The organism is Micromonospora sp. CNZ297 (assembly GCF_007827625.1).
Genome location: NZ_VISU01000001.1, coordinates 224,709 through 245,537 on the forward strand (window position 1 = coordinate 224,709; position 20,829 = coordinate 245,537).

The 20,829-nt window shown below is 74.4% G+C and carries 19 protein-coding genes; 13 read left to right on the plus strand and 6 right to left on the minus strand.

The features are described 5' to 3' along the window. Window positions 1-75: 75 nt before the first annotated feature. The 4 genes from FB454_RS01050 (at window position 76) to FB454_RS01065 (ending at window position 2,626) form a co-directional block, all read left to right on the plus strand. Window positions 76-441, plus strand: coding sequence for an ArsR/SmtB family transcription factor (locus tag FB454_RS01050; RefSeq protein WP_013286730.1), 366 nt, complete (start codon window positions 76-78; stop codon window positions 439-441). Next, the gene (locus FB454_RS01055; RefSeq protein WP_013286731.1) at window positions 438-1,079 is read left to right on the plus strand and encodes an SRPBCC family protein; all 642 of its coding nucleotides are present in this window, start codon (window positions 438-440) and stop codon (window positions 1,077-1,079) included. The genes FB454_RS01050 and FB454_RS01055 overlap by 4 nt, the downstream gene beginning before the upstream one ends. Before the next feature lie 406 nt (window positions 1,080-1,485). Continuing rightward, on the plus strand, window positions 1,486-2,082 hold the full coding sequence (gene ybiA / locus FB454_RS01060; protein WP_013286732.1) for a riboflavin biosynthesis intermediates N-glycosidase: 597 nt from the start codon (window positions 1,486-1,488) through the stop codon (window positions 2,080-2,082). 34 nt (window positions 2,083-2,116) lie between these two features. Beyond that, window positions 2,117-2,626 (plus strand): NUDIX domain-containing protein, encoded by a 510-nt coding sequence (locus FB454_RS01065; protein ID WP_013286733.1) that lies wholly within the window; start codon window positions 2,117-2,119, stop codon window positions 2,624-2,626. Window positions 2,627-2,776: 150 nt separating this feature from the next. Here FB454_RS01065 and FB454_RS01070 read toward each other — a convergent pair whose 3' ends face one another. Then, window positions 2,777-3,943, minus strand: coding sequence for an LLM class flavin-dependent oxidoreductase (locus FB454_RS01070; RefSeq protein WP_013286734.1), 1,167 nt, complete (start codon window positions 3,941-3,943; stop codon window positions 2,777-2,779). 143 nt (window positions 3,944-4,086) lie between these two features. Here FB454_RS01070 and FB454_RS01075 point away from each other — a divergent pair, with 143 nt between their 5' ends. From FB454_RS01075 to FB454_RS01100, 6 genes are all read left to right on the plus strand, one after another. Further along, on the plus strand, window positions 4,087-5,058 hold the full coding sequence (locus tag FB454_RS01075) for a sulfonate ABC transporter substrate-binding protein (RefSeq protein ID WP_013286735.1): 972 nt from the start codon (window positions 4,087-4,089) through the stop codon (window positions 5,056-5,058). Continuing rightward, window positions 5,055-5,891 carry an ABC transporter permease gene (locus FB454_RS01080; protein WP_013286736.1) on the plus strand — a complete coding sequence of 279 codons (837 nt, stop codon included), beginning with the start codon at window positions 5,055-5,057 and terminating at the stop codon, window positions 5,889-5,891. The genes FB454_RS01075 and FB454_RS01080 overlap by 4 nt, the downstream gene beginning before the upstream one ends. Next, a complete protein-coding gene (locus FB454_RS01085; protein ID WP_013286737.1) occupies window positions 5,864-6,589 on the plus strand; it encodes an ABC transporter ATP-binding protein in 726 nt (241 codons plus the stop codon). The genes FB454_RS01080 and FB454_RS01085 overlap by 28 nt, the downstream gene beginning before the upstream one ends. A 16-nt stretch (window positions 6,590-6,605) precedes the next feature. Further along, window positions 6,606-8,012 carry a selenium-binding protein SBP56-related protein gene (locus tag FB454_RS01090; protein ID WP_013286738.1) on the plus strand — a complete coding sequence of 469 codons (1,407 nt, stop codon included), beginning with the start codon at window positions 6,606-6,608 and terminating at the stop codon, window positions 8,010-8,012. Beyond that, a complete protein-coding gene (locus tag FB454_RS01095) occupies window positions 8,009-8,647 on the plus strand; it encodes a hypothetical protein (RefSeq protein ID WP_013286739.1) in 639 nt (212 codons plus the stop codon). Before FB454_RS01090 ends, FB454_RS01095 begins: the two co-directional genes overlap by 4 nt. 83 nt (window positions 8,648-8,730) lie before the next feature. Continuing rightward, window positions 8,731-10,014: a sulfite oxidase gene (locus tag FB454_RS01100; RefSeq protein ID WP_013286740.1), complete on the plus strand. Its 1,284-nt coding sequence runs from the start codon at window positions 8,731-8,733 to the stop codon at window positions 10,012-10,014. 7 nt (window positions 10,015-10,021) lie between these two features. Here the strand turns inward: FB454_RS01100 and FB454_RS01105 are convergent, their stop codons facing one another. The 3 genes from FB454_RS01105 to FB454_RS01115 form a co-directional block, all read right to left on the minus strand. After that, window positions 10,022-10,564 (minus strand): RNA 2'-phosphotransferase, encoded by a 543-nt coding sequence (locus FB454_RS01105; protein ID WP_013286741.1) that lies wholly within the window; start codon window positions 10,562-10,564, stop codon window positions 10,022-10,024. A 284-nt stretch (window positions 10,565-10,848) separates the two neighbouring features. Further along, window positions 10,849-11,898 (minus strand): aldo/keto reductase, encoded by a 1,050-nt coding sequence (locus FB454_RS01110; protein WP_013286742.1) that lies wholly within the window; start codon window positions 11,896-11,898, stop codon window positions 10,849-10,851. Between the two features lie 77 nt (window positions 11,899-11,975). Beyond that, window positions 11,976-13,916: an ABC transporter ATP-binding protein gene (locus FB454_RS01115; RefSeq protein WP_145822317.1), complete on the minus strand. Its 1,941-nt coding sequence runs from the start codon at window positions 13,914-13,916 to the stop codon at window positions 11,976-11,978. A gap of 247 nt (window positions 13,917-14,163) precedes the next feature. On the opposite strand from FB454_RS01115, the gene pgi reads away from it, so the two are divergent. Next, on the plus strand, window positions 14,164-15,798 hold the full coding sequence (pgi, locus tag FB454_RS01120) for a glucose-6-phosphate isomerase (protein WP_041799264.1): 1,635 nt from the start codon (window positions 14,164-14,166) through the stop codon (window positions 15,796-15,798). Window positions 15,799-15,844: 46 nt separating this feature from the next. On the opposite strand, the gene FB454_RS01125 is transcribed toward pgi, so the two are convergent. Next, complete coding sequence (locus FB454_RS01125; protein ID WP_013286745.1) at window positions 15,845-16,255, minus strand: hypothetical protein; 411 nt, start codon at window positions 16,253-16,255, stop codon at window positions 15,845-15,847. Window positions 16,256-16,292: 37 nt separating this feature from the next. Continuing rightward, entirely contained in the window at window positions 16,293-16,835 is a 543-nt protein-coding gene (locus FB454_RS01130) for a GNAT family N-acetyltransferase (RefSeq protein ID WP_013286746.1), read from the minus strand. A gap of 59 nt (window positions 16,836-16,894) precedes the next feature. On the opposite strand from FB454_RS01130, the gene FB454_RS01135 reads away from it, so the two are divergent. Together FB454_RS01135 and FB454_RS01140 are read left to right on the plus strand one after the other, a co-directional pair. Beyond that, window positions 16,895-18,229: an SWIM zinc finger family protein gene (locus FB454_RS01135; protein ID WP_013286747.1), complete on the plus strand. Its 1,335-nt coding sequence runs from the start codon at window positions 16,895-16,897 to the stop codon at window positions 18,227-18,229. Next, window positions 18,226-20,775 carry a hypothetical protein gene (locus tag FB454_RS01140; RefSeq protein ID WP_013286748.1) on the plus strand — a complete coding sequence of 850 codons (2,550 nt, stop codon included), beginning with the start codon at window positions 18,226-18,228 and terminating at the stop codon, window positions 20,773-20,775. Before FB454_RS01135 ends, FB454_RS01140 begins: the two co-directional genes overlap by 4 nt. Window positions 20,776-20,829: the final 54 nt, after the last annotated feature.

Consider the following 20,829-nt stretch of genomic DNA (forward strand, 5'->3'; position numbering starts at 1 on the left):
GACGGGCGCCCCGCGTTGCGCGCGCCCACTGGGTCAGCGCTCGCTTATATAAGCTGAGTCTGATACAAAGGGGTCGTGCACGCCTTCGACGTTCTCGGCGACCCGGTCCGCCGCCGGATCCTGGAACTGCTCGCGGACGGCGAGCAACCCGCCGGCACGCTCGGCGAGACCGTGCGGCGCGAGTTCGGCATCAGCCAGCCCGCCGTCTCCCAGCACCTCAAGGTGCTGCGCGAGCACGGCTTCGCCACTGTGCGCGCCGAGGGCACCCGCCGCCTCTACGCCGTGGATCCCGGCCCGCTGCGCGAGATAGACGCGTGGCTGGACGGGTTCCGCCGCTTCTGGACGCCGCCACTGGCGGCGCTCGCCACCGAGCTGGCCCGGGGCCGCCGCGAACGACGGCTGCGTGAGGACACCACCGACGACGAGAGGACCGAACCATGATCGACGTGACCGGACAGATCAGCGCCGTCGAGCGCCGCATCGGCGACCGTACGCTCCCCGCAGGGCGCGCGCGGGTGCTCACCATCGCCCAGACGTACGACGCGCCGGTGGCCGACGTCTTCGACGCGTGCACGAACCCGGAACGGATACCCCGCTGGTTCCTGCCGGTCTCCGGCGACCTGAGCCTCGGCGGCCGGTACCAGCTGGAGGGCAACGCGGGCGGCACCGTCGAACGCTGCGACCCGCCGCACGGCTTCGCCGCCACCTGGGAGTTCGGCGGCGAGGTGAGCTGGATCGAGGTACGGCTGCGCGAGGCGGGACCGGGGCGTACCCGCTTCGAGCTGGAACACGTCGCGCACGTCGACGACCAGCGGTGGGCCGAGTACGGTCCGGGCGCGGTCGGCATCGGCTGGGACCTGGCACTGGTCGGTCTGGCCTCCCACTTCGCCACCGACGGCACGGGCGTCGACCCGGCCGCCGCAGCCGACTGGATGGCCTCACCCGAGGGTCTGCGCTTCGTCACCGAGTCCAGCAGAAGCTGGACGACGGCAAGCATCGAGGCCGGCACTCCCACCGAGCAGGCCCAAACGGCAGGCACCCGAGTAACCGCGTTCTACACAGGCGCCCCCACTCCCTGACCACCCCACCCCTCCCCTCCCCGCCCCCCCGCCCCCTCCCCGTCGATCTTGCACTTTGCGCCCACAGAATGTCCGATAGGCACGTTATGAGGGGCACCAAAGCGCAAGATCGACGATGAGGGCGGCTCAGGTCTTGGAGATCTTGGTAGGGAATGGCCCTCATGAGGGCCCGTTCGCTCCAAGATCTCTCGGGATCTCGTGATGCGGGACGGCCTTCTCTGCAGTCAAGATGCGCGGCCGGCTCGGGCAGGCGAATGTGGCTCGACGTCGCGAGGCGCGCGTGGTCGGAATGTCGACGTGAGCGGACGAGCCGAGGCAGCGGGCGGGGAGAGCGGGGCCGGACGGAGATGTCCGTGGTGGACGGTGACGCCGGTGTGCCGTCCCCGGGGTGAAATGCGGCGGTGGGATGTCGGTGGGGTGGGGCAGACTGCGGGGCATGCCGATCCGCTCCGTCACCGACCTGACCACTGCACTCGACGCCGGGCAGACGGTCAAGTACCTGCACTTCTGGGGGCACCGGCCACGGCCTGACGGCAGCGTCGGCGCGAGCTGCCTGAGCCAGTGGTGGCCGGCGGCGTTCACAGTCGACGGCCGGGAGTTCGCCACCGCCGAGCACTGGATGATGTGGCACAAGGCCACGCTCTTCGGGGACCACGCGATCGCTGAGCGGGTGCTGGCCGCCGGGCATCCGCACCGGGCCAAGGCGCTCGGCCGGCAGGTCCGCGACTTCGACGAGGCGACCTGGACGGCCCGCCGCTACGAGATCGTGGTGGCCGGCAGCGTCGCCAAGTTCGGCCGGCACGAGCCGTTGCGGCGGTTCCTGCTCGGCACAGGCGACCGGGTGCTCGTCGAGGCCAGCCCGACCGACCGGATCTGGGGCATCGGCCTGACCGCCGACGATCCACGGGCTGCCGACCCGGCTACCTGGCGGGGCGACAACCTGCTCGGGTTCGCCCTGATGGAGGCGCGCGCCACGCTCGCCGGCCGAGGGGGTGACGCCTGACCCCGGGCCGGGGGTCCGGGTAACGTGCTGCGGCGTGACCGCGTACTCGCACTGCTCGTTCTGCGGCGCTGCCTACCCGGCGGACTCCGGGTGGCCGCGTGTCTGTTCCTCCTGCGGCGAGACGGTGTGGCGCAATCCGCTGCCGGTGGCGGTGGCGGTGCTGCCGGTCCGCATGCCGGAGGGGCTCGGCGTGGTGGTGGTACGCCGCGACATCGAACCGGCCCGGGGGCAGCTCGCGCTGCCGGGCGGCTTCATCGAGTACGGCGAGGAGTGGTCCGAGGCGCTCGTGCGTGAGCTGCGCGAGGAGACCGGGCTGCGGGCCGAGGCCGGCGAGGCGCGACTGTTCGCGGTGCACGGCGCTCCGGCGGGCGGCACCATGATGGTCTTCGGCGTGCTGCCCGAGCGGCCGGTCGGTGACCTGCCGCCGTCGGCGCCGACCGAGGAGGCCACCGAGTGGCTGGTGCTCACCGATCCGGTCGAGCTGGCCTTCTCCACGCACACCCGGGTGCTGGCCGACTTCCTCGCCGAGCAACGCCCGATCTGACCGGAACCGGGGGCCGCCCGATCTGACCGGAACCCGGGGGCCGCCCGATCTGACCGAGGCGACCCCGGGCAGCGCCCGGCCCTGACCGCGACGAATCCGGCAGCGCCGGACGGCCCGGCACGCTCCAGCCCGGAAACGGGCGCGGCGGGGTCAGACGCGGGCCGGGACCGGCTGGGGTGAGAACGGCACGGCGGCCGGCGCCTCGGTCTCCGGCTCGCCGGCCGGGTGCCGCCACAGCCCGCGCCGCCGCAGGATCGGCAGCACGCCCTCGCCGAACCAGTACGCCTCCTCCAGGTGCGGGTGGCCGGAGAGGATGAACTCGTCCAGGCCGAGCGCGTGGTACTCGGCGATCCGGTCGGCGACCTCGGTGTGGCTGCCGACCAGCGCGGTGCCCGCGCCGCCGCGTACCAGGCCGAATCCGGCCCACAGGTTCGGCGAGACCTCCAGCCCGTCGCGGGAGCCGCCGTGCAGGTCGAGCATCCGCCGCTGCCCTTCGGACTCGCTGCGCCGCAGCCCTTCCTGCACGGCGCGCACGTCGGCCTCGGGGATGCCGTCGAGCAGTTTGCGCGCCTGGGCCCACGCCTCCTCGGCGGTGTCCCGGCTGATCACGTGCAGCCGGATGCCGTACCGCAGCTCGCGGCCGGCCTCGGCGGCGAGCCCGCGGATCCAGTCCAGCTTGCCGGCCACCTGCGCGGGCGGCTCGCCCCAGGTCAGGTACACGTCGCTGTGCCGTACCGCCACCGGCCCGGCCGCGCCGGACGAACCGCCGAAGTAGACCGGCGGCACCGGGTCGGGCACCCGGCCGAGCCGGGCTCCCTCGACCCGCACGTGGGCGCCGTCGTGGTCGACCGTCTCGCCGCGCCACAGCGACCGCACCACGTGCAGGAACTCGTCGGTACGCGCGTAGCGGGCGTCCTTGTCCAGGAAGTCGCCGTACGCGCGCTGCTCGGCGGACTCGCCGCCGGTGACCACGTTGAGCAGCAGCCGCCCGCCGGACAGGCGCTGGAACGTGGACGCCATCTGCGCGGCGAGGGTGGGTGAGAGCAGGCCGGGCCGGAACGCGACGAGGAACTTCAGCCGCTCGGTGACCTCGGTGAGCATGGCGGTGGTCAGCCAGGCGTCCTCGCACCAGGCGCCGGTGGGGGTGAGCGCCCCGGCGAAGCCGAGCTGCTCGGCGGTGCGGGCGATCTGCCCCAGGTACGCGACGCTCGCGGGCCGTGCGCCGCCGGCGGTGCCGACCGGTACGCCGTGGCCGCCGCCCACGATGTCCCGGCTGTCGCCGTAGGTCGGCAGGAACCAGTGGAAGGTGAGCGACATGGTGTACCTCCGGTGCGGGATCGGGCGGGTCGCCTCCTGAGTGGTGGGACGACCACGCCGACACACTACCCATAAAACCTATCGGGTTGGTAGGTTGCTGTCGCCCGCCGACGGCCGGGCCCATCCCTCCCCGAGGAGTCGCCATGCGTACCCCCAGATCGCGCCGCCGGCCGGTGGCCGCGCTGCTCACCACCCTCGCGCTGCTCGCCGCGACGGCGCTGACGGCCTGCGGCGGCGAGGCGGCCGACGCCAGTGGCGGCGGCGACGGCCCGCTGCGGATCGGCTATCAGCGCTTCGGCGGGCTCAGCCTGGTCAAGGCGCGCGGCGACGCGAAGAACGTCACCTGGTCGCTGTTCGAGAGCGGCCCGGCCCTGACCGAGGCGCTCAAGGCGGGTTCGATCGACATCGGCCAGGTGGGCGAGGCGCCGCCGGTGTTCGCCGCCGCCGGGAAGATCCCGTTCTCCGTGGTCGGCACCTCCCAGCCGATCCCGCAGGGCGAGGCGGTTCTGGTCAAGGCGGACAGCCCGTATCGTGGATTCGCCGACCTGCGCGGGAAGACGGTAGCGCTGAACAAGGGCTCCAACGTGCACTGGCTGCTGGTGAAGCTGCTGGAGGCGAACCGGATGACGCTCGCCGACATCAAGGTGAAGTACCTCAAGCCCGCCGAGGGACGGCCCGCGTTCGACAACGGGCAGGTCGACGCGTGGATCATCTGGGATCCCTACTTCGCGCTGGCCGAGCAGCCCGGCGTACGGGTGCTCGCCGACGCGACCGGCCTGGCCGGCAACCGCGAGTACGTGCTGGCCGCGCCGGATGCGGTGAAGAACCGCACCGACGACGTACGGGCGTTCCTGGACACGTACCGGCAGACCACCGACTGGGGCATCGCCCACCCGGCCGAGCGGGCCGCCGTCCTCGCCCCGGAGCTGAAGATCCCCCTCGACGTGACCACCCGGGCGCTGGCCCGCAGCGCCAAGCCGCTCGCCCCGGTCACGCCGGAGATCGGCGCCGAGTTGCAGGCCATCGCGGACAGCTTCGTGGAGCTGAAGCTGGTGCCCGGACCGGTCGACATCGCCGGGCGGGTGGACGGCCGGTTCAACGAGGCGTTCCAGTGAGCGGTCCGGCGCTGGCCGAGGCGAGTCCTGCGGTCGTACCCGATCGGGTGACGCCGCGGCGGTCGCGGGCCCGCGCCCCGCGGCGGTGGCGGCGCACGGCAAGCCCGGTCGTGCTGGTCCTCGCCTGGGAGGCCGCCGCGCGGACCGGGCTGCTCGCGCCGGAGAAGCTGCCCGCGCCCAGCGCGGTGCTGGCGACCGGGTGGCGGCTGGCGAGCGACGGGACGCTCGGCGTGCACCTGCTCGACTCGCTCACCCGCGCCGCGCTCGGCCTGCTCATCGGCGGCGGCCTGGCGCTCGTGCTCGGCGCGGCGGCGGGGCTGCTGCGCCTCGGCGACGATCTGGTCGACCCGCCGGTGCAGATGGCCCGGATGCTGCCGCACCTGGGACTGGTCCCGCTGCTGATCATCTGGGTGGGCATCGGCGAGTCGTTGAAAGTCACGCTCGTGGCGCTCGGCGCGTTCTTCCCGATCTACTTCAACACGTACGCCGGCATCCGCGACATCGACGAGCGGCTGGTGGAGGCGGCGCGCACCTGCGGTCTCGGGGCGGTGGCCCGGCTGCGGCACGTGGTGCTGCCCGGCGCGCTGCCGGCGCTGTTCCTCGGGCTGCGGCTGGCCATCGGCGCGGCCTGGCTCAGCCTGGTCGTCGGCGAGCAGGTGAACGCGCAGACCGGCGTCGGCTTCCTGATGATGGAGGCGCGCGAGTTCAGCCAGACCGACGTGGTGGTGCTCGGCCTGCTCATCTACGCGCTGCTGGGGCTGGCCTCCGACCTGCTCATCCGGTACGCGGAGAGGAGGACGCTGGCGTGGCGACGCGGACTGCGCGCGACCTGACCGGGCCGGTGCTCACCGCACGCGCGGTGACCCGGTCCTTCGGCCCGTCGGTGGTGCTGGCCGGGGTCGACCTGACCATCGGCGACGGCGAGACGGTGGCGCTGCTCGGCGGCAGCGGATCCGGCAAGAGCACGCTGCTGCGCGTGCTCGCCGGGCTCGACGGCGACGCGGGCGGCGAGCACGTGCTGCACGGCACCGCCGCCGTGGTGTTCCAGGAGCACCGGCTGCTGCCGTGGAAGCGGGTGGCAGACAACGTGGCGCTCGGGCTGACCGGACCGGACGTGGGCGACCGGGTCGGCCGCGCGCTGGCCGAGGTGGGTCTCGCCGACCGGGGCCGGGCCTGGCCGGCCGAACTGTCCGGCGGGCAGGCGCAGCGGGTCGCGGTGGCCCGCGCGCTGGTCCGCGAACCGGACCTGCTGCTGCTGGACGAGCCGTTCGGCGCGCTGGACGCGCTGACCCGGCTGCGCATGCAGGGGCTGCTGCGGCGGCTGCGCGCCCAGCACGGCTTCGCCGCGCTGCTGGTCACCCACGACGTGGAGGAGGCGCTGCTGCTGGCCGACCGCGTCCTGCTCCTCGACGACGGCGTGATCGCCGAAGAGGTGCCGGTACGCCTCGGCCCGTCCCCGAGCCCCGACGACCCGGCCCTCGGCGCGCTGCGCCGCCACCTGCTCGACCGCCTCGGCGTACCCGCCGGCTGACCGCGAGGGAGAACCCATGACCCGCTGGACACCCGACCCGACCTTCTATCCCTCCCCCGCGCTCGCCGCCGCCGCGCCGGCCGAGAAACTCGCGTACGTCGCCGCGTTCGACCGCGCCGGGCAGCGCCCCGACGCCATCGCGGTGCTCGACACCGACCCGGACTCCGGCTCGTACGGCCGGGTGGTGGGCTGGACCGAGCTGCCGGACACCGGCGACGAGCTGCACCACTTCGGGTGGAACGCGTGCAGCAGCGCACTCTGCCCGACCGCGCCGCACCCGCACGTGGAGCGCCGCTACCTGATCGTGCCGGGCCTGCGCTCGTCCCGGATCCACGTGCTCGACACCAAGCCCGACCCGCGCCGCCCCGAGCTGGTCAAGGTGATCGGAGCGGAGGAACTCGGCAGGCGTGCCGGGTACTCCCGCCCGCACACGGTGCACTGCGGGCCGGACGGCATCTACGTCTCCGCGCTCGGCGGCGCCGACGGGCAGGAGGGGCCGGGCGGCATCGCCGTGCTCGACCACACCACGTTCGAGGTACGCGGCGCGTGGGAGGCCGACCGGGGGCCGCAGTTCCTGGCGTACGACTTCTGGTGGCACTACACGCAGGACGTGCTGGTCACCAGCGAGTGGGGCACGCCGTCGATGATCGAGGACGGCATCGTCGGTGAGCTGCTGCTGGGCCGCCGGTACGGGCACGCGATCCACTTCTGGGACCTGGCGAGGCGCCGGCACGTGCAGCGCGTCGACCTCGGCGACCAGTACCAGATGCCGCTGGAGCTGCGTCCCGCGCACGACCCGACGAAGTCGTACGGCTTCGTCGGCGTGGTGATCAGCGTCGAGGACCTGTCCGCGTCGATCTGGCTGTGGCACCGCGACGGCGACGCCTGGGCGGTCACCAAGGTGATCGACATCCCCGCCGAGCCGGCCGACCCGGCCGACCTGCCGGAGCTGCTCAAGCCGTTCGGGGCGGTGCCGCCGCTGGTCACCGACATCGACCTGTCCGTTGACGACAGGTTCCTGCACGTCTCCTGCTGGGGCACCGGCGAACTGATCCGCTACGACGTCAGCGACCCGTTCCACCCGGTACGCGTCGGCTCGGTACGCCTCGGCGGCATCGTCAACCGCACCCCGCACCCGGCGTTCCCGGACGAGCCGCTGGCCGGCGGGCCGCAGATGGTCGAGATCAGCCGCGACGGCCGCCGCGTCTACGTCAGCAACTCGCTCTACGGCGCCTGGGACGACCAGTTCTACCCCGACGGGGTGGGCGCCTGGGTGGCGAAGCTCGACGTCGACCCGGAGCACGGCGGCCTCGTGCCGGACCCGCGGTTCTTCCCGCGCGGCGAGGAGTTCCGCGGCCTGCGCGTACACCAGACCCGGTTGCAGGGCGGCGACGCCTCGTCCGACTCGTACTGCTTCCCGTGACCGGCGCGACCTGGGCGGCGCTGGCCGGCCTCGGCGCGTTCCACGGCCTGAACCCGGCGATGGGGTGGCTGTTCGCGGTGGCCCGGGGCCTGCAGGAGCGCCGCCGGGCCGCGCTGCTGGCGGCGCTGCCGCCGATCGCGGCCGGTCACCTGGCGTCGGTGGCGGTGGTCGCCGCGCTGGTCAGCGCCACCCGGTCGGTGACGGCGAGCACGCTGGTCGCGGTGACCGGCGGGGTGCTGCTGGTCGGGTTCGGGCTGTGGCGGCTGCTGTCCGAGCGGCACTTCCGGTGGGCCGGGATGCGGCTGTCGGCGGCGCAGCTCACCGCCTGGTCGTTCCTGATGTCCGCGGCGCACGGCGCGGGCCTGATGCTGCTGCCGGTGCTGCTCGCCGAACCGGCGGCCGGCGCCGGCCCGCACGCCGGGCACCTCGCCGCCGCGCCGGCCGGCGCGCTGACCGGCCTGCTCGCCGCCGCCGTGCACACAGTCGCCATGCTCGCCGTCGCGCTGGTCGTGGCCCTGCTGGTGTACGAGGTGCTCGGCGTCGGTGTGCTCCGCCGGGCCTGGTTCAACGTCGACCGGCTGTGGGCCGGTGTGCTCGTGGCGGCCGGCGTGGTGACGCTGATCGCTACGGCGTGAGGTCGCCGCCACCTGCGACGGATCGATGAAAAGTCCTACTGATTGAATAGGAAAGGCAGCGTCGCCTACCCCGGAGGTCAGCCGTGAGTCAGTCCCCGTCCCCCGCCGAAGCCGTCCACGACGCCGACCGCAGCCGGCAGTGGCTCGCCGGGCAGGCGCACGGGCCGGGCGTCGACCGCGACCGGCTGCTGGAGGTGGGCGCGGCCATGGCCGCGGTGACCGCCGCCGCCGCGGAACGCGAGCCGGTCGCGGTGGCGTCCGCGCCGGTCGGCGTCGACCCCGGCGCGCCGATCGTCAAGCCGCTGCCGGCGGACCTGCTGCGCCCGCTGGACACCAACGCCGAGATGCGCTGGCCGTCGATGGCCGGCCAGGGGTACGTGGTCCCGATCGACCGCTTCTTCGTCCGCAACCACACGGTCACGCCGCACCTGGACGCGGCCACCTGGCGGCTGCGCCTGTTCGGCGACGGCCTGCGCGGCGCACCCACCCGGGACAACCCGGTCGAGTTCGACCTCGACGAGCTGCGCCGGCTGCCCGCCGAGGAGCACGCGGCGCTGCTGGAGTGCGCCGGCAACGGGCGGCGCTACTTCGCCGAGCAGCAGGACGAGCCGACCCCGGGCGTGGCGTGGGGGCTGGGCAGCGTCGGCGTGGCGCGGTGGCGGGGCGTGCGGCTCGGCACGGTGCTGCGCCTGGCCGGGCTGCGCGACGAGGCGGTCGACGTGATGCCCGAGGGCCTCGACCCGGACTACGTCTCCGGCGGGGTCAACCTCGGCCGGGTACGCCGCCCGATGCCGGTCGCGAAGGCGCTCGACGACGTGCTGCTGGCGTACGAGATGAACGGCGAGCCGCTGCCCCCCGACCACGGCTTCCCGGTGCGGGTCGTGGTGCCCGGCTGGGTCGGCATCTCCTCGATCAAGTGGGTGGGCGCGATCGAGGTCTCCACCACTCCCCTGTTCTCGCCGTGGAACACGCAGTTCTACCGGATGTTCGGCCCCGGCCACCCGGCCGACGGCACAGTGCTCACCGCCCAGCCGGTACGCAGCGCGTTCGAGCTGCCCTGGGACGCCCGGGTGCCGGCCGGCGAGGAGATGCTGCTGACCGGCCGTTCCTGGTCCGGCAACGGCCCGATCGCGCACGTCGAGGTGGACACCGGCGACGGGTGGCGCCCCGCCGACCTGGTCGCCGCGGACCGGGGCGGAGCCTGGCAGCGCTGGACCGTCAGGTGGTGCCCCCCGGCAGCGGGCCGGCACGTCCTGCGCGCCCGCGCCACCGACTGCACGGGCGCCGTCCAGCCCGACCGGGCCGCGCCGAACGACCTCGCGTACCTGTTCGACGCCGTCGTGGCCCACCCGGTGACCGCCTGCTGACCGCCGCTCAGGTGGTGCTGAGGTAGGGCGGCGGCACGGTGTCGGTGAGCCACACCCCGTTGGCCGAGCGGTAGAACAGGTACCCCGCCTCGGCCATCGCCGCCGCGTCCACGGTCAGCACCACCACCGCGCCGCCCCGGCGCGCACCGACGCGCCGGGCCGTCGCCACGTCAGGCGACAGGTGTACGTGGTGCCGCCCGCCCCGGCGCAGCCCCTGCGCCCGGATCGCGTCCAGCACGGCCTCGCCGGTGCCGTGGAACAGCCGGGGCGGCGGCGCGGCCGGGGTGAGGCCGAGGTCGACCGGAACGGAGTGCCCCTGGTTGGCGCGGATCCGGTCGGCCCCGTCCGGACCGGCCTCCACGGCGAAGCGCTGCTTGTCGTTGCCCGCGACCACGGCGTCCAGCTGGGCGCGGCTGATCCTCAGCCCGGCGAGCACGTCCGCCACCGGCACCCAGCCCGCCCGGTCGAGTCGCAGCCCGAACGTGTCGGGCCGGTGCCGCAACGCCAGCGACAGCCGCTTGCTCACCCGAACGAGATCGCGATGTTCCACCCGCCCAGTCTGATTCCGCCCTCGTCCCTTGTCGACGCAGTTCCCCTGCCCGCTCTCCCTCTCAGCCCTCGCCCTCCCGGCCTCGCCTCCCCCCGCCGCTCCCGCGTCGCCTGGCCTCGCCCCCGCCTTTCCCGCGTCGCCTCGCCCCGCCTCGCCCCGTCGATCTTGCGGTTTCTGCCCCTCGGATGCCCGGTTCGCACTCTTTGCCGGGGCAGGAAGCCCATGATCGACGAGCCGGGGAGCCGAGGGTCGGGACGGAGGCGGGAGGGCGGGAGGGGCGAGGGTCAGGCGGCGGCCCGCTCCGGGAGGGGGCGGCGGCGGTGGGACGGGTCGGTCAGCGTGGGCGGGGACCAGGCGCCGTCGGGCTGGTAGAGATTCGTACCGGGCGGGACGATCTCGTCGATCCGGTCCAGCACCGCGTCGTCGAGCGTCAGCTCCGCCCCGGCGAGCAGCGCGTCCAACTGCTCCATCGTGCGCGGTCCGATGATGGTCGAGGTGACCGCCGGGTGCGCGGCGGCGAACGCCACGGCGAGTTGCGGCAGCGTGCAGCCCACCTCGTCGGCGAGCGCGACCAGTTCCTCCACGGCGGCGTATTTGGCGGTGTTGCCCGGCAGCGCCGGGTCGAACCGGGCCGGGGTGAGCGCCGGGCGGCCCGCGCCGAGGTCGACGGGCCGGCCCTGCCGGTACCGGCCGGACAGGAACCCGGAGGCCAGCGGGCTCCACACCAGCACACCCATCCGGTAGCGGCGGCAGACCGGCAGCACCGACGTCTCGATGCCGCGCGCCAGGATCGAGTACGGCGGCTGCTCGGTGCGGAAGCGGCCGAGCGCCCGCCGTTCGGCGACGTGGTGCGCCTCCACGATCTCCTCGGCCGGGAAGGTCGAGCAGCCGAACGCGCGGATCTTCCCGGCCCGGACCAGGTCGGTCAACGCGCCGAGCGTCTCCTCGACGTCGGTGGTGTGGTCGGGACGGTGCACCTGGTAGAGGTCGATCCAGTCGGTGCCGAGCCGACGCAGGCTGTCCTCGACCGCCCGGACGATCCAGCGTCGCGAGTTGCCGCCCCGGTTGGGCCCCTCCCCCATCGGGAAGTGGACCTTCGTGGCGAGCACCACGTCGTCGCGGCGGCCGCGCAGGGCCTTGCCGACGATCTCCTCCGACTCGCCGGCCGAGTACATGTCGGCGGTGTCCACGAAGTTGATCCCCTGATCGAGTGCCTTGTGGACGATCCGGACGCAGTCGTCGTGGTCGGGGTTGCCGACCGCACCGAACATCATGGTGCCGAGGCAGTGGACGCTGACCTCGATGCCGGTGCCGCCGAGGACGCGATAGCGCATGTGAACTCCCTGGGTTGCACCGCGCCGGCCGGGTGGCGCGCGGTCCGGTCACGGTAGGAGTTCGAGTGCGCTGGAGGTCAACTCTCGGCCGCGGGATCCGCGCTGCCGGCGAGGTAGCCGGCCGCCTGCAACTCGAACAGCTCTCGGTAGAGCCCGCCCTGGGCCATCAGCGTGTCGTGGTCGCCTGACTGCACGAGCCGGCCATGGTCCATCACGAAGATCCGGTCGGCGTGCCGGACGTTGGCGAGCCGGTGGGTGATCAGCACGACGGCCCGGTCCGGGTGCCGCCGCAGGTGCTGGAAGAGGGCGTGCTCGGCACGCGCGTCAAGCGCCGCGGACGGCTCGTCGCAGATCAGCAGCCGGGCGTCACGGTAGAGGCCGCGTGCGGCCACCAGCCGCTGCCACTGCCCACCGGACAGGTCCTGGCCGTCCTTGAACTGCCGGTCCAGCAGCGTGTCGTACCCGAACGGCAGCTCGCTGATCATGTCGTGCGCGGCGGCGTCGCGGGCGGCGGTCTCCACGCTGGGTCCCTGCGCGCCGGCACGGTCGTGGCGGCCGACGCGGATGTTCTGCCGGGCGGTGAACGGGAACCTCCACCAGTCCTGGCTCATCACCGCGACCTGGGCGGCGGTCTGGCGTGGATCCAGTTCGGCGGCGTCCACGCCGTCCCAGCGGATCGTGCCGCCGGTGGGCCGGTAGAGGCCGGCGATCAGCTTGGCGAGCGTGGTCTTGCCGGAGCCGTTCTCCCCCACCAGCGCGATCACCTCACCGCGCCGGACCGTGAGGCTGACCTCGTCGACCGCCGCGCTGTCGGTGTCCGGGTAGCGCAGGCTGACCCGTTCGACGTCGATGCGCGTGAACCCGTCGACCGGCAGGTGCCCGCCGGCCGGGATCCGCCGGGTCGCCCGGTCGAGGAAGTCGCGGTAGTCCTGGTAGTAGAGGGCGTCCTCGTAGAGCGAGTTGGTGGCGAAGATCGCCGTGCGCAGGCTCGTACGCGCGGACTGGAGCGCCAGCAGCGCGGTGGCCGCCGCCGCGAGCGCCACCACGCCCCCGACGAGCAACGTCCCCAGAACCGCGTAGAGCCCGAACGTGGCGATCCCAGTGACGGACAGGCCGATCGCCCGGGTGATCGTCTGCGCCCGGGCCAGGCGCAGCTCGGCGCGGGTCTCCAGGCGCGTCATGAGGTGGTACTCCGAGAGCAGGAAGTCGCGCATCTGGTAGGCGCGGATCTCGGCCGCGGTGTGCCGGTTGGCCATCAGGTCGCCCAGCATCCACTTGCGTCGCCGCCGGGTGATCCGGGCGAGCCAGTCGACGTGCTGGCGGCGGGCCATCCGTACCGCCGTCACCGCCTCCGGCGCGGCGGCGACGACCAGGCAGGGCAGCAGAAGCGGGTGGATGATCGTCACCGCGGTAGCCGTGGCGATCACGCCGACCACACCGGTGACCAGGTTGACCGTGTCGTTGACCAGGGAGCCCGCCTCGACCAGTCCCCGGTCGCGGGCGCGGTCCATCTCCTCGGCGAAACCGGCGTCGTCGAAGGCGGCCAGCTCCACCGCTGAGGTCGTCTCGAACAGCCGCCGCTCCACTGTGAAGTTGATCTGCGGTACGAGCCGGGCCTGCGCCCATCCGGCGGCGATGGTCAGTGCGCCGCGCCCGGCGACGGCGGCCGCCGCCAGCGTCAGGGCGGGCAGCGCCGCCCGGATGCGGTCCGGTGTCGGGCCGGCGGCGAACAGCTGGTGGAGCACTCCGGTGGTGGCGAGCAGGCCCAGCGTGGTGAGCACACCGGCGGCGACGTTGAGACCCAGCGATGCGGCGGTGTCCCGGCGGCTGGTCGCCCAGGCGAGGGTGATCGCCTCGCGGATCAACGCGGGCAGCCGGCGTGCCACCGACCAGAATCCGGTGTGGGCCAGCTCGGTGGCCCGGTGCATCCAGTGCGGATCGACCAGCTCGGGCAGGGTCGTCTCCCCCACCGGCTCCTCCGGGTCGGACGGTGGACGAGGGTGGATCACCCCGGCCATGGCACCCCCTCGACGCGTTCGGGCAGCAACGCTGGATACTACGTTCCGCTATCGAAATATGTCATTCAGTAACCGGCGTGTCGTACAGACGTCCCAACGGCGTGTCCCGCGGCGGTGACCGGAAAGACCCGCCCGCACGGTGGTCGCCGCCGGGTCGCGTCGCGCGCGACCGGTCCGGGTGGCAGGCTTGTGAGGTTCGCCGGCGCGCGCCGGCCGACCGCACGTCGTGAAGGAGAAGATCGACCCGATGGCTGTGGACGTCACCACCACCGACGAATGGCAGGCGCTGCGCAAGCACGCCGAGGCGATGCGCGCCACGCACCTGCGCGACCTGTTCGCCGCCGACGGGCAGCGGGGTGAGCGGCTCACCGGTGAGGTCGCCGACCTGCACGTGGACTACAGCAAGAACCTGGTCACCGACGAGACCATCGCGCTGCTCGGCGCGCTCGCCGAGCGGGTCGGCCTGACCGACCGGATCGCGGCCATGTTCGCCGGCCGGCACATCAACGTCACCGAGGACCGGGCGGTGCTGCACACCGCGCTGCGCCTGCCGGCGGACGCGTCGCTCACCGTGGACGGCCAGGACGTGGTCGCCGACGTGCACGCCGTGCTGGACCGCATGTCGGCGTTCGCGCAGCGGGTGCGCTCCGGCTCGTGGCGGGGCCACACCGGCGAGCGGATCACCACCGTCGTGAACATCGGCATCGGCGGCTCCGACCTCGGGCCGGTGATGGCGTACGAGGCGCTGAAGGCGTACCGCGACGCGGGCATCAGCTGCCGGTTCGTGTCGAACATCGACCCGACCGACATCCACGACAAGACCGCCGACCTGGATCCGGCGAGCACGCTGTTCGTCGTGGTGTCCAAGACGTTCTCCACCCAGGAGACGATCGCCAACGCCGACCAGGCGCGGCGCTGGCTGCTGGCCGGGCTGGACGCCGACGACGACGCGATCGCCCGGCACTTCGTCGCGGTCAGCACCAACGAGCAGCGGGTCCGCGACTTCGGCATCGACCCGGAGAACATGTTCGGCTTCTGGGACTGGGTGGGCGGACGCTACTCGCTGCCGTCCGCGGTCGGCCTGTCGGTCATGCTGGCGATCGGGCCGGACCGGTTCCGCGAGATGCTGGCCGGCTACCACGTGGTCGACGAGCACTTCCGGTCCGCCCCGGTGGAGCGCAACGTGCCGGCGTTGCTCGGCCTGCTCAACGTCTGGTACACCGACTTCCTCGGCGCGGAGACCCACGCGGTGCTGCCCTACTCGCAGTACCTGCACCGGTTCCCCGCCTACCTCCAGCAGCTCACCATGGAGAGCAACGGCAAGTCGGTACGCGTCGACGGCTCGCCGGTGACGTACCCGACCGGGGAGATCTTCTGGGGCGAGCCGGGCACCAACGGGCAGCACGCGTTCTACCAGCTCATCCACCAGGGCACCCGGCTGATCCCGGCGGACTTCATCGCGTTCAGCCGGCCCAACCACGACCTGGGCGACATGCACGACCTGTTCATGTCGAACTTCTTCGCCCAGACCGCCGCGCTGGCGTTCGGGCGGACCCGGGAGCAGGTGGAGGCCGAGGGCACCGCGCCCGAGGTGGTGGCGCACCGGGTGATGACGGGCAACCACCCGACCACCTCGATCCTGGCGCCGAAGCTCACCCCGGCGACGCTGGGTCAGCTGATCGCGCTCTACGAGCACATCACGTTCACCGAGGCCGCGATCTGGGACATCAACGCCTTCGACCAGTGGGGTGTGGAGCTGGGCAAGGTGATGGCCAACCAGCTCGCGCCGAAGCTCACCGGGCCGGATCCGGACCTGGCCGACGTGGACACCTCGACCGCCGAGCTGATCCGCCGCTACCGGGCCGAGCGCGGCCGGAGCTGACCGCGCGCCCGTGGCGTCCCGCGTAGACCGGGCGGGACGCCACGGGTCAGCGGCGCAGCAGGTCGGCGTGCGCGGCGCGCAGCCGGGTCAGCGCCGCGTCGCCGGCCGGCGCGCGGCGGTCGAGTTCGGCCCACGCCTCGGCGAGCGCGTCGGCCAGCGCCCGCAGCTCGGCGGCGTGCCGCCGGCTGGACTGCCGGTGCAGCTCCTCCAGGCGGCGGGCCCAGCCGGCGCTGATCGCGGCGACGCGTTCGGCGTCGGCGCGGGCCTGGGCGCCGGTGCGGGCGGCGGACGCGGGCACGATCGCGGCGACCGGCCGGGGGTCGCCGTCGCGGGTGACGACTGTGACGGTGTCGGTCAGCTCGGCCAGGGAGACGAGCTGGGTGAGCCGGGTGCGGACCTCGCGCAGCGGCAGGGCGCGCGGCTGGGGGGACCGGTCGGCCAGTGCGGGGACAGCCATGGACAGATGTTCACGTCCGGGTACGACAATTTCCCGGTCAGGCGGTCCACTCCGGCGCCAGCACGGACCAGACCTCCAGGTCGGCGCGGCCGTCGGGCGTCGGTGCGGCGCCGCGCATGACGCCGTCGCGGCTCATGCCGAGCCGCCGCGCGACGGCGATGCTGCGGTCGTTGCCGGCCTTCGTGACCCACTCGACGCGGTGGATGCCACGCTCCCGTACCGCCCAGTCGATGACGAAGCGGGCGGCGCGGGTGACCAGGCCCTGTCCCTCGGCGCCGGGTTCCAGCCAGCAGCCGGCCTCGCACACCCCGCGTTCGGTGCTCAGCGACACGAACAGCACGCCGCCGACGAGCGTGCCGCGCTGCCAGATGCCCCAGATGCCGCCGTCGTCGCGGGCCCACCGGTCGGCGTACGCCTGGAGGACCTTGCGTGCCGACTCGGCGTCGGTGGCGACGAAGGACGCGCCGACCCAGGGCGAGATGTGGTCGCGGCAGCGGTCGAGGTTGGCCAGGAACTCGTCGGCGTGCCAGGGCGACAGTGGACGCAGCTCGGCGTCGTCGGTGAGGGCGTGGGCGAACATCAGGGGAAGCTAGCAGGACCGTCGCGCTTTTGTCGGTCGGTCCCTCTACGGTCTGCGCCGTGAACGCCGTCCAGACGTACCGATATCTTCAGCCGTCCGCGCTGCGCGCCGCCGGTCTCGACCTGCAGACCTGCGGCGGCCCGGCGGCCAACCCGCGCTTCTTCGCCGGTTTCCTCACCGCTCCCGCCGCGGCGGCGGCCGGGCTGCTCGCCGTCGCCGAGGTGGCCCGCACCCGCTACCACCAGCCGGTCAACCCGGCCAGTCTGGACCCGGTGGTGACCGGCAGCCGCGGCCGCCTGCGGTTCGAGTCGTTCTCCGGCTGCTGCGGGGTGTACGCGCGGATGGACGTGCTGCCGGCCGGGCTGGACGGGGAGATCAGCGGCCACGGCACCACGAACGTGGACGTGAACCCGCCGCTGCGGGAGGCGCTGGCCCGGGTGGGCGGCATCGAGCCGCTGCACGTGGCGGTCGGCCCGGACGACCTGACCGTCTCCACCATGGACGGCTCGGTGGTCGAGCGGAAGGTGCCGCTGCCCGGCCGCTGGCTGCGGGGCTTCGCCGAGGTGCACGTGCTCACCGCCGGCTTCGAGCCGCGCGCCGAGATCGCGGCGGCGGAGGCGGCGGCGTTCCTGCGCCGGCTGCCCGCCGCCGGCGACCGGAGTGTGCTGTGGGCGGTGCCCGCCGGGCGTACGCTGCGGCTGACCTCCCGCCCGGTGCCGGGCGCTGTCTGCCTGGCCGGCGCGGGCCGGCTCGCGGCGCTGCGCGGCGTGCTGCGGCACACGCGCACCCTGCGGGTGTACGGCCCGGCGGTGCGCGCCGGTTCCCCCGCCGTGCCGAGCACGTGGGAGCTGGACACCGGGGCGTTGCGGCTGTCGCTGACGCTGTCCCCCGAGCCGTACCGGGGTTTCTCCGGTGAGGGCGCCGCCCTGGCGGCGCTCGCCGGTGACGACGTGGTCGACGACGCGGAGCTGGTGGGCGCGCTGCTCAACTGGGATCCGGCGATCGACGTGGCCGCGCTGGCCGACGCCGCCGCGCTGCCCGACGAGCGGGTGCGTGCCGCGCTCGCCCAGCTGGGCACCGCCGGGCGGGTCGGGTACGACGTGGCGGACGGGGCGTACTTCCACCGGGTGATGCCCTACGACGCGGGCCGCGCGGAGCGGGACAACCCGCGGCTGGTCGGCGCGCGTGCGCTCGTCGAGCGCGGCGCCGTCGAGCGCGACGGCGAGAACGCGACGGTACGCACCGATGCCGAGACCTACCGGGTACGCCGGCACCCGGACGGCGCGTACTCCTGTTCCTGCCGCTGGTGGGCGCGGCACCGCGGGCAGCGAGGGCCGTGCCGGCACGCGCTGGCCGTGTCGATGGTCGCGGCGCCGGTGGGGGCGCTGTCGTGACCGGCTTCGTCGAGGCGGTGGTGCGCGGCAGGATGTCGCAGGTCCGGTCGGCCCTGGCCGGGTTGGACGAGCCGGCCCGGCGGGCACTCGGCGACGAGCTGGTCGCCGACGTGCGCCGCAGGCGGGACGCCTGGTGGTGGCAGGGCGAGGCGGCGACGCTGGCGGTCGCAGCGGTGGGGACGCTGAGCACCCCGACGAAGGTGGCCGCGCTGCTCGGCCGCCGCTCGGTCTGGCTGAACGGCGTCGACGCGGCGCCGGTGGTCGACGTCGCCCGGGAACGCGGGGTGACCTGGCTGGCCGACGTGGCGTACAAGCTGGCCGACCGGCTCCCCCGGGACCGGATGGTCGCGGGCTGGCGGTTCGTCGCCGGCCTCCTGACGGCCGAGAAGGCTCCGCCGCCGACCGGGGACGACTTCGTGCGAGGCTGGGCCGCGGCGCAGGGCTGGCCGGACCCGCGCGGGACGCGACCGCCGACCGTGGACCGGCTGCGCGCGGACCCGTTCCTCGACGCGCTGTTGCCGCGCCTGTTCGAGGTGGACGGGGTGGGCACCGAGCTGGCCCGCGGCGACGGTACGGGCACGGAGGCGGTGCCCCGGGCACTGGTGGCGCTGGCCGCGGAGGGCCGGCTCGACCGGGCGGTCCTGCTCAACGGCGTCCTGGGCCGGCTGTTGCGTGGCGACCGGCCGGGCGCGCTGCGCCCGTTCCTGGTCCTGCACGACCTGCTGGCGCCGACCCCGGACGAGGTGGCCGTGCGGTCGAGCGCCTACCTGCGGCTGCTCGCCGACGGCCCCGGGCCGGTGGCCCGCGCCGCTCAACGGACGCTGCGGCAGGCCGGTGACGTCGCCGAGCCCGAGGCACTGTGGGAGGCCGCCCGGACGGTGCTGGCCCGGCCGGAAAAGGCGCTGGTCCGGGCGCAGGTGTCCTGGCTCGACCGGCTGGCCCGGCAGCACCCGGACCGGGCCCCGGACATCGGTGCGGTGCTCGCCGTGGCGGCCGGCCATCCGGACGCCGGCCTGCGTGAGCGCGCGCTGACGCTGGCGCAGCGCCACGGTCATCGGCCGGTGGCCGTCGCCTCAGTGGCCGAGGCCCGCGACGACCTGCCGCCGCCGCTGCCGGCAGCGGCCGCGCCGCCGCCGATCCAGGACGTGGACGAACTGGTGGAGGAGGTCGCGGCGTCGCTCGGCCGACGCTGGCCCGCGCTGACGGCGGAACGCGTCATGGACGGGCTGGTCCGGCTCGGCACCGCCGACCGCGAACGGCTCGCGGCGGCGCTCCTGCCTGTGGTGCGCCGCGAGCGGGTCGGCGCGTACGACCATCCCTGGTCGGTGTTCAACATCTCGGTCCAGATGCACGGGCTCCTGCTGGCCGTCTGCGGCGCGGCCGAGGCGGCGACCCGCCGCGACCAGTGGAGCACGCTGCTGGCCGAGTCCCGCCCGCGCGCGCCGCTCCCGTTCCGGGGTGGTCCGCCGGTTCCGGCCACCCGCCGGCCCGCGCCCGTCCAGCTCGCCTGCACCCGGCTGGCCGAGATCGGGCAGCGGCTGGACGGCCGCGACGATCCGGGCCTGCTGTCCGCGCCGACCTCGGTCACCGGGGCGATCGAGCCGGTGGCGCTCTACGAACGGCTGGCGGCGCTGGGTGACCGTCCGGTGTGGCGCTGGGATCTCGCGCAGGCTCTGCTGCGCCTGCCGGCCGGCGTCGACGGGCCGCTGGCCGAACGCGCCGCGGCGCTGCGCACGCCGGCTGGTGACGAGCTGGCCCGCTGGCTGCGCGGCGACGCCGTGCCGGCCCCCGCGCAGCAGGTGGTGACGGTGGGCCGGCGGGCGCGGTCGGCCGGGTACGACTGGGGCTACGACCAGTTGCCCGAGGGCCGGACGCTCGTCGCGCTCACCCCGCCGGACGGCGTCGAGGACCGGCTCGGCCTGCTCACCCTGACGCCCACGCCGATCGGCCGGTGGACCGACGGCTGGGGTGACGTCTGGCCGGCCGTCCTGCCCGGCCACCGGGGCGTGGTCGCCGCTCACCTGCTGCCCGAGGTGGCCGGCGCGGCGCAGGAGGACACCCTCGGGCACGCCGCGGCCCTGCCGGTGCTGGCCGAGTGCACGGGCGCGGGCGGACCGGCCCTCGATCTGGCGCTGGCCTACGGGTTGTGCGCCCGCCACGAGGCGGACCGGGTGGCCGCGCTCGACGCGGTGCTGATCCTGGCCGCCGCCGGTGACCTGGACGCGCCGGCGACCGGCGGGCACCTCGGCGCGCTGGCGTCCGGCGGGCAGGTGACGCTGACCCGGGCGGTCACGCCGCTGCGCGACGCGGTGGCGGCGGGCGCCCCGCTGAGCGTGTGGCGGCTGCTCGCCTCGGCGTTGCCGCCGCTGCTCGGCGCGCCGACGCCGCCCCGGGGCACGCCGGACCTGCTGGCGCTGGCGGCGGACACGGCGACCGCGACGGGCGTGCGGATCGAGGTACCGGGGCTGGCCGACGTGGTGGCCCGGGGCGGCGGCAGCCGGCTCGTCGCCGAGGCCCGCCGGCTCACCACCGCCCTGGCCGCCTGAGCCGGCACGTCGTCGCACGGGCTGGCGTCGTCGGGTGTCAACCGCCGGGCAGCG

What these genes read in the sequence shown, in the direction of transcription:
- FB454_RS01055 (WP_013286731.1), top strand. Translation starts at nt 438, where the DNA reads ATGATCGACGTGACCGGACAGATCAGCGCCGTCGAGCGCCGCATCGGC.
- ybiA (WP_013286732.1), top strand. Translation starts at nt 1,486, where the DNA reads ATGTCGGTGGGGTGGGGCAGACTGCGGGGCATGCCGATCCGCTCCGTC.
- FB454_RS01070 (WP_013286734.1), bottom strand. Translation starts at nt 3,943, where the DNA reads ATGTCGCTCACCTTCCACTGGTTCCTGCCGACCTACGGCGACAGCCGG.
- FB454_RS01075 (WP_013286735.1), top strand. Translation starts at nt 4,087, where the DNA reads ATGCGTACCCCCAGATCGCGCCGCCGGCCGGTGGCCGCGCTGCTCACC.
- FB454_RS01090 (WP_013286738.1), top strand. Translation starts at nt 6,606, where the DNA reads ATGACCCGCTGGACACCCGACCCGACCTTCTATCCCTCCCCCGCGCTC.
- FB454_RS01110 (WP_013286742.1), bottom strand. Translation starts at nt 11,898, where the DNA reads ATGCGCTATCGCGTCCTCGGCGGCACCGGCATCGAGGTCAGCGTCCAC.
- FB454_RS01115 (WP_145822317.1), bottom strand. Translation starts at nt 13,916, where the DNA reads ATGGCCGGGGTGATCCACCCTCGTCCACCGTCCGACCCGGAGGAGCCG.
- pgi (WP_041799264.1), top strand. Translation starts at nt 14,164, where the DNA reads ATGGCTGTGGACGTCACCACCACCGACGAATGGCAGGCGCTGCGCAAG.
- FB454_RS01125 (WP_013286745.1), bottom strand. Translation starts at nt 16,255, where the DNA reads ATGGCTGTCCCCGCACTGGCCGACCGGTCCCCCCAGCCGCGCGCCCTG.
- FB454_RS01130 (WP_013286746.1), bottom strand. Translation starts at nt 16,835, where the DNA reads ATGTTCGCCCACGCCCTCACCGACGACGCCGAGCTGCGTCCACTGTCG.